Genomic DNA, 12,847 nt, shown 5'->3' with positions numbered 1-12,847 from the left:
ATGAATGAACCTACCCGCCCACCCCGCCGAAGCGGGGATCGATGACCATATCCGCTCGGTGGTCGGCCTGTCCGACCAGTTGCTTGGCCAGTTGCGCCGCTCGTTGCAGGGCATCGACGCGATCAACCGCACCACCCACATGATCTCGATGAACGCGCGCATCGAGTCGGCGCGGATCGGCGCCGCCGGACGCGGCTTCAGCGTCATCGCACAGGAAATGGACGGGCTGTCGCGGCGCGTGGCCGAGGCCACCCAGGACCTGGACAAGGTTGCCGCGCGCACCAGCGCCGAGATGCGGCAAACCCTGGGCCGGCTGCAGGACGACGTGCGCCGCACGCGGCTCAGCGAACTGGCGCTGAGCAACATCGACCTGATCGACCGCAATCTCTACGAGCGCAGTTGCGACGTGCGCTGGTGGGCCACGGACGCCGCGGTGGTGGCGGCGGCGCGCGCCGACAGCGACGCCGAGGCGCTGGCCTACGCCTCGCGGCGCATGGGCCAGATCCTGGATTCGTACACGGTCTACTTCGACCTGATCCTGGCCGGCAGCGATGGCCGCATCCGCGCCAACGGCCGGCCGCGGCAGTTCGCCTCGGCCGGCAGCGACGTCTCCACGCAGCCGTGGTTCGAGCAGGCCATGCGCACCCGCAGCGGCGAAGATTTCAGCTTCCAGGGCGTACATGCCAGCGCGCTGGCCGATGGCGAGCGAGTGCTGGTGTACGCGTGCACGGTCCGCGAGGGCGGCCGCATCGATGGCCGCGTGCTGGGCGTGCTGGGCATCGTGTTCCGCTGGGACGCGCTGGCGCAGACGATCGTGCAGCGCACGCCGCTGTCCGAATCCGAATGGGGCCGCAGCCGCGTCTGCATCGTCGATGCACAGGGCCACGTCCTGGCCGACTCGACCGGGCGCATGCTGCAGGACCGGATCGACTTCGACGGCCGCGACGCCTTGTTCAAGCAGCCGCGCGGCGCCGTGCTGATCGACCTCGACGGCCGGCCGCACTGCATCGCGCATGCCGCCTCGCCCGGCTACGAGACCTACCGCACCGGCTGGCACTCGCTGATCCTGCAGGCGCTGTAGTCCGCACGCGACGCACGGCGTCCTGCGCAAAAAAGCGGCAGCGGATCACAGCCCAACGCGCGCCGCGTGGACACGGTACGCGAGCGGCGGCATGCCGCATCGCGTTCGCGATCCCGGCCATCGGCATCGCCGACACAGGTGTCGTCGCTGCCTGAATGCCGCCGCGTGCTGTATTGACGGCGTCATTTCGCCATGCCTAAGCTCGTTGCGCCGCGCTGATGCCGGACCGACGCATCGCCTCGACGGCGACCGGTGCACGCTGGATTGCAGACGCCACTCCCCAGGTAAACGGACATGACCATGAAACCCTTTCGCACCCTGCTGATCTCGGCCCTGCTGGCCGCGTCCTTCGCCGCTCCCGCCCTGGCCGAGAAGGTCGACAATCCGGATCTCTACACCCCCGATGCGGTCAAGAAGAACATCGTCATCGGCAAGACCACCAAGGAGCAGGTGCGCGCCGTCTATGGCGAGCCCACCTACGTCTCCAGGACGTCCGGCAAGGAAGGCGGTTACGAGAAATCGTGGAGCTATCGCCCCAGCGAATCGCACGGCGAGAAGGCACGCAAGACCGCGACCGGCCTGCTGAAGCGGATGCTGCCCGGTTACTACACCGGCCCGGCGATCAACGAGGCGCAGGAGCATGGCGTCGGCGCGCGCAACGTCAAGTCGTACGACCTGGAAGTGGAATTCGATGCCAAGGGCGTGGTCACCGATTACCAGCAGAGCGAGAGCAACGTCTCCAAGGACGCGCTATAACGGCGATCGGGATGGTGCAGGCGGCGCGGACGCGCCGCTTCCCGCTGCATCCGGGCCGCCGTCGCGGCGGGCAAGCCATCGCAGCACATCTGCCAGAACACAAAAGGAGCGCCGAGGCGCTCCTTTTGTTTGCGTCCGTTCGCGGTGGCGTGTGCCTCCTGCCAACGGCGGCACGAGGCAGCGGCGCTGCCGCAAGCCCGCGTCGCCCGCCACCGGCGGACGACGCGTGGCGGGTTACTTCGCCACCACCTTGACCATTTCCAGGCACTTGTTGGAATAGCCCCACTCGTTGTCGTACCAGGACACCAGCTTGACGAAGGTGCCGTCCAGGGCGATGCCGGCATCGGCATCGAAGATCGAGGTGCGCGCGTCGCCGCGGAAATCGGTGGCCACCACCTTGTCCTCGGTGTAGCCGAGGATGCCCTTCAGCGCGCCTTCGCTCTGCGCCTTCACTTCGGCACAGATCTCGGCGTAGGTGGCCGGCTTTTCCAGTTCCACGGTAAGGTCGACCACCGACACGTCCGAGGTCGGCACGCGGAAGCTCATGCCGGTGAGCTTCTTGTTCAATTCCGGGATCACCACGCCGACCGCCTTGGCCGCGCCGGTGCTGGACGCAATGATGTTCTCCAGGATGCCGCGGCCGCCGCGCCAATCCTTGTTGCTCGGGCCGTCCACGGTCTTCTGCGTCGCGGTGGCCGCGTGCACGGTGGTCATCAGGCCGCGCTTGATGCCCCACTTGTCGTTGATCACCTTGGCCAGCGGCGCCAGGCAGTTGGTGGTGCAGCTGGCGTTGGAAACGATGGCCTGGCCGGCATAGGTGCTGTCGTTGACGCCATAGACGAACATCGGCGTGTCGTCCTTCGACGGCGCCGACAGGATCACCTTCTTGGCGCCGGCGTCCAGATGCTTCTGCGCCGTTTCCTTGGTCAGGAACAGGCCGGTGGATTCGATCACCACGTCCACGCCGACCTCGCCCCACTTCAGCGCCGCCGGATCGCGTTCCTGGGTCAGGCGGATCTTCTTGCCGTTGACCAGCAGGTGGTTGCCGTCGACCGACACCTCCGCCTGGAAGCGGCCGTGCACGGAGTCGTACTGCAGCATGTAGGCCAGATAATCCGGCTCCAGCAGGTCGTTGATGGCGACGATCTCGATGTCGCTGCCGAAATTCTGCACCGCCGAGCGCAGCACGTTGCGCCCGATGCGACCGAAACCGTTGATGCCGACCTTGATTGCCATTTCAGTAGCTCCTGCGGCCGCGCCTGGCGCGGCGGATGGAAGGGGAAATCCCATTCTAGCAGGCCGGCCGCGCCACGCCGGACACGCCGGTTTGATCAGGATCAAGGCGGCACGGGCGGGCGCGCTGGACACTGCGTCCACACCCAATCGAGACTCCACCATGCGTACCCCCTCCCCCCTCCTGCTCACCGGCCTGGCCGCCGCCCTGACCCTGTGCGCCCTGCCTGCACTGGCGCAGTCGCAAGGCGACTGGACCGTCGGCATCGGCGCCCACCAGGTCAACCCGAAGTCCGACAACGGCACGCTGGCCGGCGGCACCCTGCCGTTGCGCATCGACAGCAACATCCGCCCGACGGTGACCTTCGAGTACTTCGTGCACCAGGACCTGGGCGTGGAAGTGCTGGCGGCGCTGCCGTTCGAGCATGACATCAGCGTCAAGGGCGTGGGCAAGGTCGGCAGCACCAAGCACCTGCCGCCGGTGGTGTCGCTGCAGTACCACTTCAACAGCGCCGGCAAGGTCGCGCCCTTCATCGGCGCCGGCCTCAACTACACCACCTTCTTCAGCGAAAAGACCACCGGCGCGCTGGCCGGCAGCAAGCTGAAGCTGGACGACTCCTGGGGCCTGGCCGCGCACGCCGGCGTGGACATCGCGCTCACCGACAAGTCGGCACTACGCGTGGACATGCGCTGGATCGACATCGACAGCAAGGTCAAGGTCAACGGCAGCGACCTGGGCACCGCGCACATCGACCCGCTGGTGTACGGCCTGGCTTACGTGATGAAGTTCTGAGGCGGGCACCGGCGCCGCTGCGACCTGCGGCGCCGGCGGCCACAGGATCGCACGTGGCCGCCCAAGTCGACGCGGCGGCAGCCCCGGAGCGCAGCGCGTCCGCCGCGCTTCTCTGGCAGACTACGCGCCACACGGATGTGGATCGGCGCCCGCCGGGCCGACACTGGGTTCGCATCCGCCCACTCGTCGTCCACCGGGGTCTCCCATGCCGCCACGCCTGCTCCGTCGCCTTGCCGTCGCCGCTTTCGCCAGCATCGCCCTGCCTGCCGCGGCGCAATCGGCCGGCCACTTCACCACCAGCTATGGCCTGCACGGCATGGTGCCGGGTGGCTCCAACGGCACGCTGCGCGGCAGCGACCAGCGCTTCGACGCCGACACCGCGCCGGCCGTGTCGTTCAGTTACGAATACTTCTTCCGCGGCAACCTCGGCATGGAGATCCAGGGCCTGGTGGGCCAGCAGAAGATCGGCGTGGACCGCGGCGGCGACATCGGCAGCGCCTGGATGCTGTCGCCCACCATCTCGCTGCAGTACCACTTCAACGGCAATGGCGACATCTCCCCGTTCGTCGGCGCCGGCCTCAACTACACCGCCTTCCTCGGCAGCGACAGCAAGGGCGCGTTCGCGTCCAACGACGTGAAGTTCAAGGACAGCATCGGTCCGGCGTTGCATGCGGGCGTGGACTTCGCCGTCGGCGAGCGCAGCGCGATCCGCGTGGATGCACGCTGGACCAGCATGCGCAGCGACGTGGAGGTCGATGGCGGCACGCTCGGCAAGGCCAAGCTCGATCCGGTCACCTACGGCGTCGCCTACCTGATGTACTTCTGAGCCCGCGCATCGGGCCGCGTCCGCGGACTCGGCCTGGAGCGGCTGGCCTACCTGCTGCGCGGCGTGTCCGCCACGCTGAGCGGCAGCGCAACGGGGACCCGGCACGGGTCATGGCCGCGTCGTCGGCGCCGGCTAGAATCCGCGCATGAAAACCTCTTCCCTCGTTTGCACCGTGCTCGCCGCGGCCCTCGCCGCCGCACCCTCCGCCGCCTTCGCCTGGGGCCCGCTGGGCCACCGCCTGGTCGCCGATCTCGCCGACACGCAACTCACTCCGCAAGCCCGCGCACAGGTCCAGGCCCTGCTGCAGGGCGAACCCGACCCGACCCTGGCCGGCGTCGCCAACTGGGCCGACCAACTCCGCGAACACGATCCCGACCTGGGCAAGCGCAGCGCGCGCTGGCACTACGTCAACCTGGCCGAAAACGACTGCCACTACGAACAGACCCGCGACTGCCCGGATGGCAACTGCGCGGTCGAGGCGCTGCGCCGCCAGACCGCGATCCTCGCCGACCGCAGCCAGCCGCAGGCCGCGCGCGCGCAGGCACTGAAGTTCGTCGTGCATTTCGCCGGCGACGTGCAGCAGCCGCTGCATGCCGGCTACGCCCGCGACAAGGGCGCCAACACCGTGCAGATCCAGTTCGAGGGCAAGGGCACCAATCTGCACGCGCTGTGGGACAGCGGCCTGTTGCGCAGCCGCGGGCTGGACGAGCAGGCCTATCTGGCCGAGCTGGAAAAGCAGCCGTTGCCGGCGCCCTCGCCGGCCGGCAGTGCGTTGCCGCCGCCGGCGGCCGCCTGGGCCGAGGCCTCCTGCAAGATCATGATGCGCCCGGGCTTCTATCCACCTGGCGCCAAGCTGCCGGCCGATTATGTGACGACCTGGCGCCCGGTCGCCGAGGCGCAGTTGCGCCAGGCCGGTGCCGATCTGGCGGCCACGCTGAACGCAGCGCTGGGCAAGTAAGCCTATTGCGGATCGCAGGAGCGGCTTCAGCCGCGACAGGGCGTTCCCAGAAAAGCCCCAGCGCGGCTGAAGCCGCTCCTACAAAAGCAACTACGCCACATCCAACTGCGCCCGCGCCCAGCGCACGATCTCGGCGGTGCCGATAGCCCCACTGTGCCGGCCGAGTTCGCGGCCTTGCCGCAGCACAATCAGCGTCGGAATGCTGCGGATGCCGAAGCGCCCGGCCAACGCCGGCTGCGCGTCGCTGTCGAGCTTGCCCAGGCGCAGGTGCGGCTCCAATTGCGCCGCGGCAGCGGCGAAATGCGGGGCCATGGTCCGGCACGGGCCACACCACGGCGCCCAAACGTCCACCAGCAACGGCAGGTCGCTACGCTCAGCGTGCGCCGCAAACGTCTCGGCGGTCAGCGTCACCGGCGTGGCGTCGAACAAGGCGCGATGACAGCGCCCGCACTGCGGGGACGCCGCCAGCTTCTCGCCCGGCACGCGATTGAGCGCGGCGCAGTGCGGGCAGGCGACATGCAGCGGCTCGCTCATGCCCCGGCCTCGATGCTCTTGTCGCCGAGCAGCACGGTGCCCTGCGCATCCTTGACCGTCACCTGCACGTCGATGCCCTGGCGCACGCTCTCGGTGACCACGCAGAACTGCTCGAACTGGGCCAGGATCCGCTCCAACTGCGCATAGTCCTGGTTGGCGCCGGGCAACTGCAGTTCCACCGACGCCTGCGGAATGCGCCAGAACCCTTCCGGGTTGCGCATCGGCGTGGCGGTGATGTGCGCGACCACGCCGGCCGGATCGTTCTTGTACTTGCGCATCGCGAACAGCAGGCTGGCCGCCAGGCAATTGGCGATGCCGGCGAGCAGGATCCGCGAAGGATTAGGGCCGCGCTCCTGGCCCAGCGGCGCGGTTTCGTCGCTCAGCCAGGACTCCAGCGCGGTTTTGTCGAAGCGGATGCGGAACGCGAAGTCCGTGTCCTGCTCCAGGGTGACGCGGATCGGATCGCCGATGGGCATGGCGGAGGCTCCACTGCGAAGAAGGGACTTATGACTCTACGCCGGCACCGGAAACGGGATGTGGACGCACCATCGCGCTCACGTCGCCGCTTCGCGCCGCGCCAGCGGGTAGTACAAGAGCGGGATGACCAGCAGGGTCAGCGCGGTGCTGACCAGGATGCCGAACAGCAGCGCCACCGCCAGGCCGTTGAAGATCGGATCGTCGAGGATGAACAGCGCGCCCAGCATCGCCGCCAGGCCAGTCAGCACGATCGGCGGCGCGCGCACCGCACAGGCCTCGATCACCGCCTGTTCGGCGCTGCGTCCCTGCGCCAAGGCATGACGGATGAAGTCCACCAGCAGGATCGAATTGCGCACGATGATGCCGGCCAGGGCGATCATGCCGATCATGCTGGTCGCGGTGAACTGCGCGCCGAGCAGCGCGTGGCCCGGCATCACCCCGATCACCGTCAGCGGAATCGGCGCCATGATCACCAGCGGCAGCAGATAGCTGCGGAACTGCGCCACCACCAGCAGATAGATCAGCAACAGGCCCACCGCGTAGGCAATGCCCATGTCGCGGAAGGTCTCGTAGGTGATCTGCCATTCGCCGTCCCATTTCACCGCGAAGTCGGCGGTGTCGGCCGGCGGCGCGATGAAATGCTGCTGCAGCGCCTCGCCGCCGAGCGTGTGCCGGCGCAGTTGCCCGACCAGGTCGAACATGCCGTACAGCGGACTGTCCAGGCGCCCGGCCTCGTCGCCGGTGACGTACACCACCGGCCGCAGGTCCTTGTGCGCGATGCTGTCGTCCCAGTGCAGGCGCTGCACTGTCACCAGTGCCGACAGCGGCAGCAGTTGTCCGTCGCCGCCGCGCACGCGCAACGCCAGCAGGCGGGCACTGGCGGCCTGCGCGGCAGCCGGCAGGCGCAGCCGCACCGGCTGTGCCACCTTGGACGTGCCATCGTGCAGCCAGGTGACGTCCAGGCCCTGCACCGCCGTGCTCAGGGCGTCGGCGATGGCCGCCTGGCTCACGCCCAGTCGGGCGGCGCGGACCCGATCGACCACGAGGGTCTCGCGGATCGCCGCGCTCTCCACGCTGGTGTCGACATCGACGACGTTCGGCGTGTGCAGGAAGCGCCGCGCCAACGCCAGCGCGAGCTGGCGGCTGCGCGGATAGTCCGGCCCGTACACCTCGGCCACCAGCGGTGACAGCACCGGCGGCCCCGGCGGCACCTCCACCACCTTCAGCGAGGCGCCATACCGGCGTGCGATCGCCGCCAGCGGCGGCCGCAGCGTGCGGGCGATGGCATGGCTGTGGCGCGTGCGCTGGTGTTTGTCGACCAGGTTCACCTGCAGGTCGCCGACGTTGTTGCCGCTGCGCAGGAAGTACTGCCGCACCAGGCCATTGAAGTTGACCGGCGCCGAGGTACCGGCATAGCCCTGGTAGTCGTGCACTTCAGGCGTGCGGTCGAGCACCCCGGCCAGGTCCACCAGCAACGCATCGGTGTTCTGCAGCGTGCTGCCTTCGGGCAGGTCGACCACGATCTGCAGTTCGGACTTGTCGTCGAACGGCAGCATCTTCAGCACCACCCATTGCAGTCCGACCAGGCCCATCGCGGCCAGCAGCAGCGCCGCGATGCCGGCGAACAGCCAGCCGCGCCGGCGCGCGCCGCGCACCGGATCCAGGAAGGGGTGCAACAAGCGCACGAACAGGCGCTGCAGGCGCGGCGGCGCGTCGCCACCGGCCTCTGCCTGCGCGGCGCGTGCCGGCACATGCCGCTTCAACAGCTTCAGCGCCAGCCACGGCGTCACCACCAGCGCGATCGCCAGCGACAGCAGCATGCCGACCGAGGCGTTGATCGGAATCGGCCGCATGTACGGCCCCATCAGGCCGCTGACGAAGGCCATCGGCATCAGCGCCGCGATCACGGTGAAGGTGGCGAGGATGGTCGGGCCGCCGACCTCGTCCACCGCCGGCGGGATCGCCTCGCGCAAGGTCTTGCCGCCGGCGCGCAGATGGCGGTGGATGTTCTCGACGACCACGATGGCGTCGTCGACCAGGATGCCGATGGAGAAGATCAGCGCGAACAGCGACACGCGATTGAGGGTGAAACCCATCGCCCACGAGGCGAACAGCGTCAGCGCCAGGGTCAGCACCACCGCGCTGCCGACCACGATGGCCTCGCGCCAGCCCAGCGCGAACAGCACCAACAGCACCACCGAGGCGGTGGCGAACACCAGCTTGTGGATAAGTTTGGCGGCCTTGGCCGCCGCGCTGGCACCGTAGTCGCGGGTGATCTCCGCCTGCACGCCCTGCGGCAGCAGTTCGCCGCGCAAGGCCTGCAGGCGCGCACCCACCGCGCGGGTGAGCGCCGAGGCGTCGCTGCCAGGCTTCTTGGCGATGGCCAGGGTCACCGCCGGCGCGCGCCCCTGCGCCGGGCCGCCATGCGCGGGCGGCGCGCCGTACCACACATACGCATCGGGCAGGTCGGCGCCGGCCTGCACCTGCGCCACGTCACGCAACTGCAGCGGCTGGCCACCGTGCATGCCGATCACCAGGTCGCGTACCGTATCGGCATCGGCCAGGAAGCGGCCGGCACTGAGTGGCACCGCGCGGCCGCCGCCGATCCGGTCGCCGAGCGGGCGCACCACGTTCGCGCCCTGCAGCGCCTGACCGAGGTCGGCCACGGTGAGGTCGTATGCGGCCAGCCGCGCCGGGTCCAGGGTCACCGTGACCACCCGCGGCGGCGCGCCGATGCTGTAGATGTCGCGGGTGCCGGGAATGCGCTTGAGCTCGGTCTCCAGGGTACGCGCGATCTCGCCGAGGTCGGCGGCGCTGCGCTGCGGATCGTCGCTCCACAGGGTCACGCTCATCACCGGCACGTCGTCGATGCCCTTGGGCTTGACCACCGGCGCGCTCGCGCCCATCCGCGTCGGCAGCACGTCGAGATTGGAATACACCTGGTTGTACAGGCGCACCAACGCGGCCTGGCGCGGCACCCCGACCTGGAATTCGACGGTCAGCACTGCCTGACCCGGGCGGCTCACCGAGTACACGTGCTTGATGCCCTCGATCTCGTCGAGCTTCTGTTCCAGCGGCGTGCTCAGCAGCTGTTCGACCTCGCGCGCATCGGCACCCGGCAGCGACACGAACACGTTGGCCATGGTCACGTCGATCTGCGGTTCTTCCTCGCGCGGGGTGATCGCCACCGCCGCCAGGCCGAGCAGCAGGCCGAGCAGGGCCAGCACCGGCGTCAGCGGATTGGCCTGGAAGAACGCCGCCAGGCGGCCGGACATCCCGAAACCCGCGGCCATCTCAGCGCTCCGCCAGCGCGCGCCGTTGCGCCGCCAGCGCCTGCCCCGCGGCGGCCGGATCGCGCGCCACCCGCTCGCCCGCGCGCAGCCCGGCCAGCACTTCCACGTGCTGCGCGTCACGCCGCCCGATCCGCAGCTGGCGCAGGCTCAGCCGCCCGTCGGCCAGCACATAGGCCGCGCTGAGTTCGCCCCACTGCAGCAGTGCCGAGACCGGCATGCTCAACGGCATGGCCTCCGTGGCATCGCCGGCGGCGAGCGCAAAGCCGACCTTGGCCGTGGTGCCGGGTGCCGGAGCCGGCTGCAGCAACGGCAGCGGCACCCGCACCGTCACGCTGTGGCTGCGTGGATCGGCGGTGGGGAACACCGCCACCTGCGGGACCTGCAGGCTGCGTCCATCGTCCAGCCGCACTTGCGCGCGCGGCGCGGCGCGGATCGCCTCCGCATCGGACTGCGGCACCTGCACCTCGATGCGCTGCGCGCCAGGCACGTACAGCGACAGCAAGGCCTGCCCGGTCGCCACCGCCTCGCCCGGCTGCACCTGGCGCGCGCTGATCACCCCGGCGAACGGCGCGCGCACCACCGTGTAGTCGGCCGGCTGTTGCGCCTGGGCCAGCTGCGCGGCGGCCGCAGCGCGGGCCGCACGTGCCGCATCGCGCGTGGCGCGGGCCTGATCCAGTTGCGCGCGCGACACGTACTGCGCATCGGCCAGAGCGGCATAGCGGCGGTAGCTGGCCTCGGCCTCGCCGGCGCTGGCCGTCGCGGCGCGCAACTGCGCCTGCGCACTGTCCACGCCGGCACGCTGCTCCACCGCGCTGAGTTGCAGCAACACTTGGCCGGCCACGACCCGGTCGCCCACGTCCACCGTGACGCTGCGCACGCGCCCGCCGGTCTGCGCGCTCAGCTCGGCGTATTCCACCGCGGCGACGACCCCATCCCAGGTGCGCGACGCCGCGTCGGCCGGCATCACCGTTGCCGTCGCCAATGCCGGCAATGGCGGCGGCACCATCGCAGCGGCCTCGTGGCGGCAGCCGGCGAGCGTCAGGACCGCGAGCGCCACCAACGCGGGAGCCACCCAGGCCACGCCTGCGCCCCGACGCAGCGGCGCGGCATCGGCCTGCGCTGGCCGCCGCACGCGTTCCATGATCCCGGCGCCGCTTGGCCCAGCCTGCACACCCATGTCGAACTCCTGAAAAGGCGCGCATTCGCGCCGTCGGCGGGCGGCTCCATGACAGCGGAGCCGGTCGCGGCCGCCCAAGGCTGGCCGCGAGATAAATTAGAATTTTCTTATATTAGAGTCAACTGATATGATGGGCGTACTTTCCCGCCGAGCACCCCCAATGCCCGCCTCCTCCGCCCAAGCCCTGGTCGACCGCGCACGCGCGCAGATCCACGAAACCCCTGTCCACACCGATGCCGCCGCCACGGCACTGCCAGGCGAATGGATCATCGACGTGCGCGAACCCGGCGAGTTCGCCATGGGCCATCTGCCCAGCGCGATCAACATCCCGCGCGGCATCCTCGAATTCCGCCTCGATGCCGATCCGGCGCTGGCCCGACGCGACCAGCCGATCCTGCTGTACTGCGCCAGCGGCGGCCGTTCCACCCTGGCGGCGCTGAGCCTGCAGCACCTGGGCTACACCGCGGTGCGCTCGCTCACCGGCGGCTTCCTGGGCTGGACCGCGGCCGGTGGCCCGGTCGATTTCTGAGCCCATGCCGCGCCGCGCCGCGACCGCCCTGGACCCTGCCGCGATGCGCGCGCACGCCAGCGAGGCGGCGCGCCTGCTGAAGGCGCTCGGCAACGAGAAGCGGCTGCTGCTGCTGTGTCTGCTGGTGGACAGCGAACAATCGGTCGGCGAACTCAACGCGCGCGTGGAGCTGAGCCAGTCGGCGCTGTCGCAACACCTGGCGCTGCTGCGCGAGGATGGACTGGTGCAGACCCGTCGCGATGGCCAGACCATCTATTATTCACTGGTGCCCGGCCCGGTGCAGCGCATCCTCGAGGTGCTGCACGGCATCTACTGCAGCGCCGCGCCACCTGCCGCCACCAGGAGCGATCGATGAGCCAGCATCCGCACGTCCACGCCTTCCACCACGCCGGTTCCGGCACCTGGAGCTACGTGGTTGAGGATGGCCACGACGCCGCGGTGATCGATCCGGTTGTCGGCTACGACCCGCAGACCGGCACACTGGACGACGCACCGGCGCAGGCGTTGGCCGCGTGCCTGGGCGAGCGTGGGCTGCCCTTGCGCTGGATCCTCGAGACCCACGCCCACGCCGATCATGTGTCCGCCGCGCAGTGGTTCAAGCAGCGCTGGCCGCAGGCGACGCTGGCGATCGGCGACGGCATCCGCGAGGTCCGCGCCCGCTTCGCGCCGCAGTTCGGCCTGGAGGCGCAGGCGCAGGCGCGCTGCGGCTTCGATCATCTGTTCGCCGATGGCGAGCGCTTTGCGATCGGCGGATTGCAGGCGCAGGTGATCGCCGTACCCGGCCACACCGGCGACAGCGTCGCCTACCTGATCGGCGATGCGCTGTTCCCGGGCGATTCGCTGTTCATGCCCGACAGCGGCACCGCGCGCTGCGATTTCCCCGGCGGCGACGCAGCCACGCTGTACCGCTCGATCCAGCGGTTGTACGCGTTGCCGGAGGCGACCCGCGTGTTCGTGTGCCACGACTACGGCGCCGGCGGCCGCGCGGTGGCTTGCCAGACCAGCATCGGCGAACAGCGCCGCGCCAACATCCACGTGCGCGACGGCATCGACGAAGCGGCCTTCGTGGCCTTGCGCCAGGCGCGCGATGCGACCCTGTCCGAGCCGCGGTTGATGCAGCCGTCGGTGCGCGCCAATATCCAGGCCGGCCGCACCGACGATCTGGCGCCTCCGGCGCACTAAGACGCTAG

The 12,847-nt window shown here is 69.7% G+C and carries 13 protein-coding genes; 8 read left to right on the top strand and 5 right to left on the bottom strand.

The features are described from left to right. Positions 1 to 58: 58 nt before the first annotated feature. Entirely contained in the window at positions 59 to 1,081 is a 1,023-nt protein-coding gene (locus ACP93_RS17755) for a methyl-accepting chemotaxis protein (protein ID WP_228136082.1), read from the top strand. Positions 1,082 to 1,381: 300 nt separating this feature from the next. Continuing rightward, positions 1,382 to 1,837, top strand: a complete 456-nt coding sequence (locus ACP93_RS17750) for a hypothetical protein (RefSeq protein WP_228136081.1) — start codon at positions 1,382 to 1,384, stop codon at positions 1,835 to 1,837. Between the two features lie 234 nt (positions 1,838 to 2,071). On the opposite strand, the gene gap is transcribed toward ACP93_RS17750, so the two are convergent. Then, entirely contained in the window at positions 2,072 to 3,073 is a 1,002-nt protein-coding gene (gene gap, locus ACP93_RS17745) for a type I glyceraldehyde-3-phosphate dehydrogenase (protein WP_048491985.1), read from the bottom strand. A gap of 160 nt (positions 3,074 to 3,233) precedes the next feature. Between gap and ACP93_RS17740 the strand changes: the two genes are divergently transcribed. The 3 genes from ACP93_RS17740 (at position 3,234) to ACP93_RS17730 (ending at position 5,647) form a co-directional block, all read left to right on the top strand. After that, on the top strand, positions 3,234 to 3,863 hold the full coding sequence (locus ACP93_RS17740; protein WP_048491984.1) for an OmpW/AlkL family protein: 630 nt from the start codon (positions 3,234 to 3,236) through the stop codon (positions 3,861 to 3,863). 205 nt (positions 3,864 to 4,068) lie between these two features. Continuing rightward, positions 4,069 to 4,689, top strand: a complete 621-nt coding sequence (locus ACP93_RS17735; protein WP_048491983.1) for an OmpW/AlkL family protein — start codon at positions 4,069 to 4,071, stop codon at positions 4,687 to 4,689. Between the two features lie 145 nt (positions 4,690 to 4,834). Then, positions 4,835 to 5,647 (top strand): S1/P1 nuclease, encoded by an 813-nt coding sequence (locus tag ACP93_RS17730; protein ID WP_048491982.1) that lies wholly within the window; start codon positions 4,835 to 4,837, stop codon positions 5,645 to 5,647. 90 nt (positions 5,648 to 5,737) lie between these two features. Here ACP93_RS17730 and trxC read toward each other — a convergent pair whose 3' ends face one another. From trxC to ACP93_RS17710, 4 genes are all read right to left on the bottom strand, one after another. Then, the gene (trxC, locus tag ACP93_RS17725) at positions 5,738 to 6,181 is read right to left on the bottom strand and encodes a thioredoxin TrxC (RefSeq protein ID WP_048491981.1); all 444 of its coding nucleotides are present in this window, start codon (positions 6,179 to 6,181) and stop codon (positions 5,738 to 5,740) included. Then, the gene (locus ACP93_RS17720) at positions 6,178 to 6,657 is read right to left on the bottom strand and encodes an OsmC family protein (protein WP_048491980.1); all 480 of its coding nucleotides are present in this window, start codon (positions 6,655 to 6,657) and stop codon (positions 6,178 to 6,180) included. Before ACP93_RS17720 ends, trxC begins: the two co-directional genes overlap by 4 nt. Before the next feature lie 78 nt (positions 6,658 to 6,735). Continuing rightward, the gene (locus ACP93_RS17715; RefSeq protein ID WP_048491990.1) at positions 6,736 to 9,951 is read right to left on the bottom strand and encodes an efflux RND transporter permease subunit; all 3,216 of its coding nucleotides are present in this window, start codon (positions 9,949 to 9,951) and stop codon (positions 6,736 to 6,738) included. A 1-nt stretch (position 9,952) separates the two neighbouring features. Beyond that, positions 9,953 to 11,128 carry an efflux RND transporter periplasmic adaptor subunit gene (locus tag ACP93_RS17710; protein ID WP_106407133.1) on the bottom strand — a complete coding sequence of 392 codons (1,176 nt, stop codon included), beginning with the start codon at positions 11,126 to 11,128 and terminating at the stop codon, positions 9,953 to 9,955. Between the two features lie 160 nt (positions 11,129 to 11,288). Between ACP93_RS17710 and ACP93_RS17705 the strand changes: the two genes are divergently transcribed. Genes ACP93_RS17705 through ACP93_RS17695 form a run of 3 tightly spaced genes read left to right on the top strand, consistent with a single transcriptional unit; the run spans position 11,289 to position 12,839 of the window. Further along, on the top strand, positions 11,289 to 11,657 hold the full coding sequence (locus ACP93_RS17705; RefSeq protein WP_048491979.1) for a rhodanese-like domain-containing protein: 369 nt from the start codon (positions 11,289 to 11,291) through the stop codon (positions 11,655 to 11,657). A 4-nt stretch (positions 11,658 to 11,661) separates the two neighbouring features. Continuing rightward, on the top strand, positions 11,662 to 12,012 hold the full coding sequence (locus ACP93_RS17700; RefSeq protein WP_048491978.1) for an ArsR/SmtB family transcription factor: 351 nt from the start codon (positions 11,662 to 11,664) through the stop codon (positions 12,010 to 12,012). Further along, complete coding sequence (locus ACP93_RS17695) at positions 12,009 to 12,839, top strand: MBL fold metallo-hydrolase (RefSeq protein WP_048491977.1); 831 nt, start codon at positions 12,009 to 12,011, stop codon at positions 12,837 to 12,839. Before ACP93_RS17700 ends, ACP93_RS17695 begins: the two co-directional genes overlap by 4 nt. Positions 12,840 to 12,847 lie beyond the last annotated feature (8 nt).

The organism is Xanthomonas sp. NCPPB 1128 (assembly GCF_001043115.1).
GTDB lineage: Bacteria > Pseudomonadota > Gammaproteobacteria > Xanthomonadales > Xanthomonadaceae > Xanthomonas_A.
The sequence above is the reverse complement of the archived record's forward strand: the minus strand, read 5'-3'. Positions and strand labels throughout refer to the sequence as shown.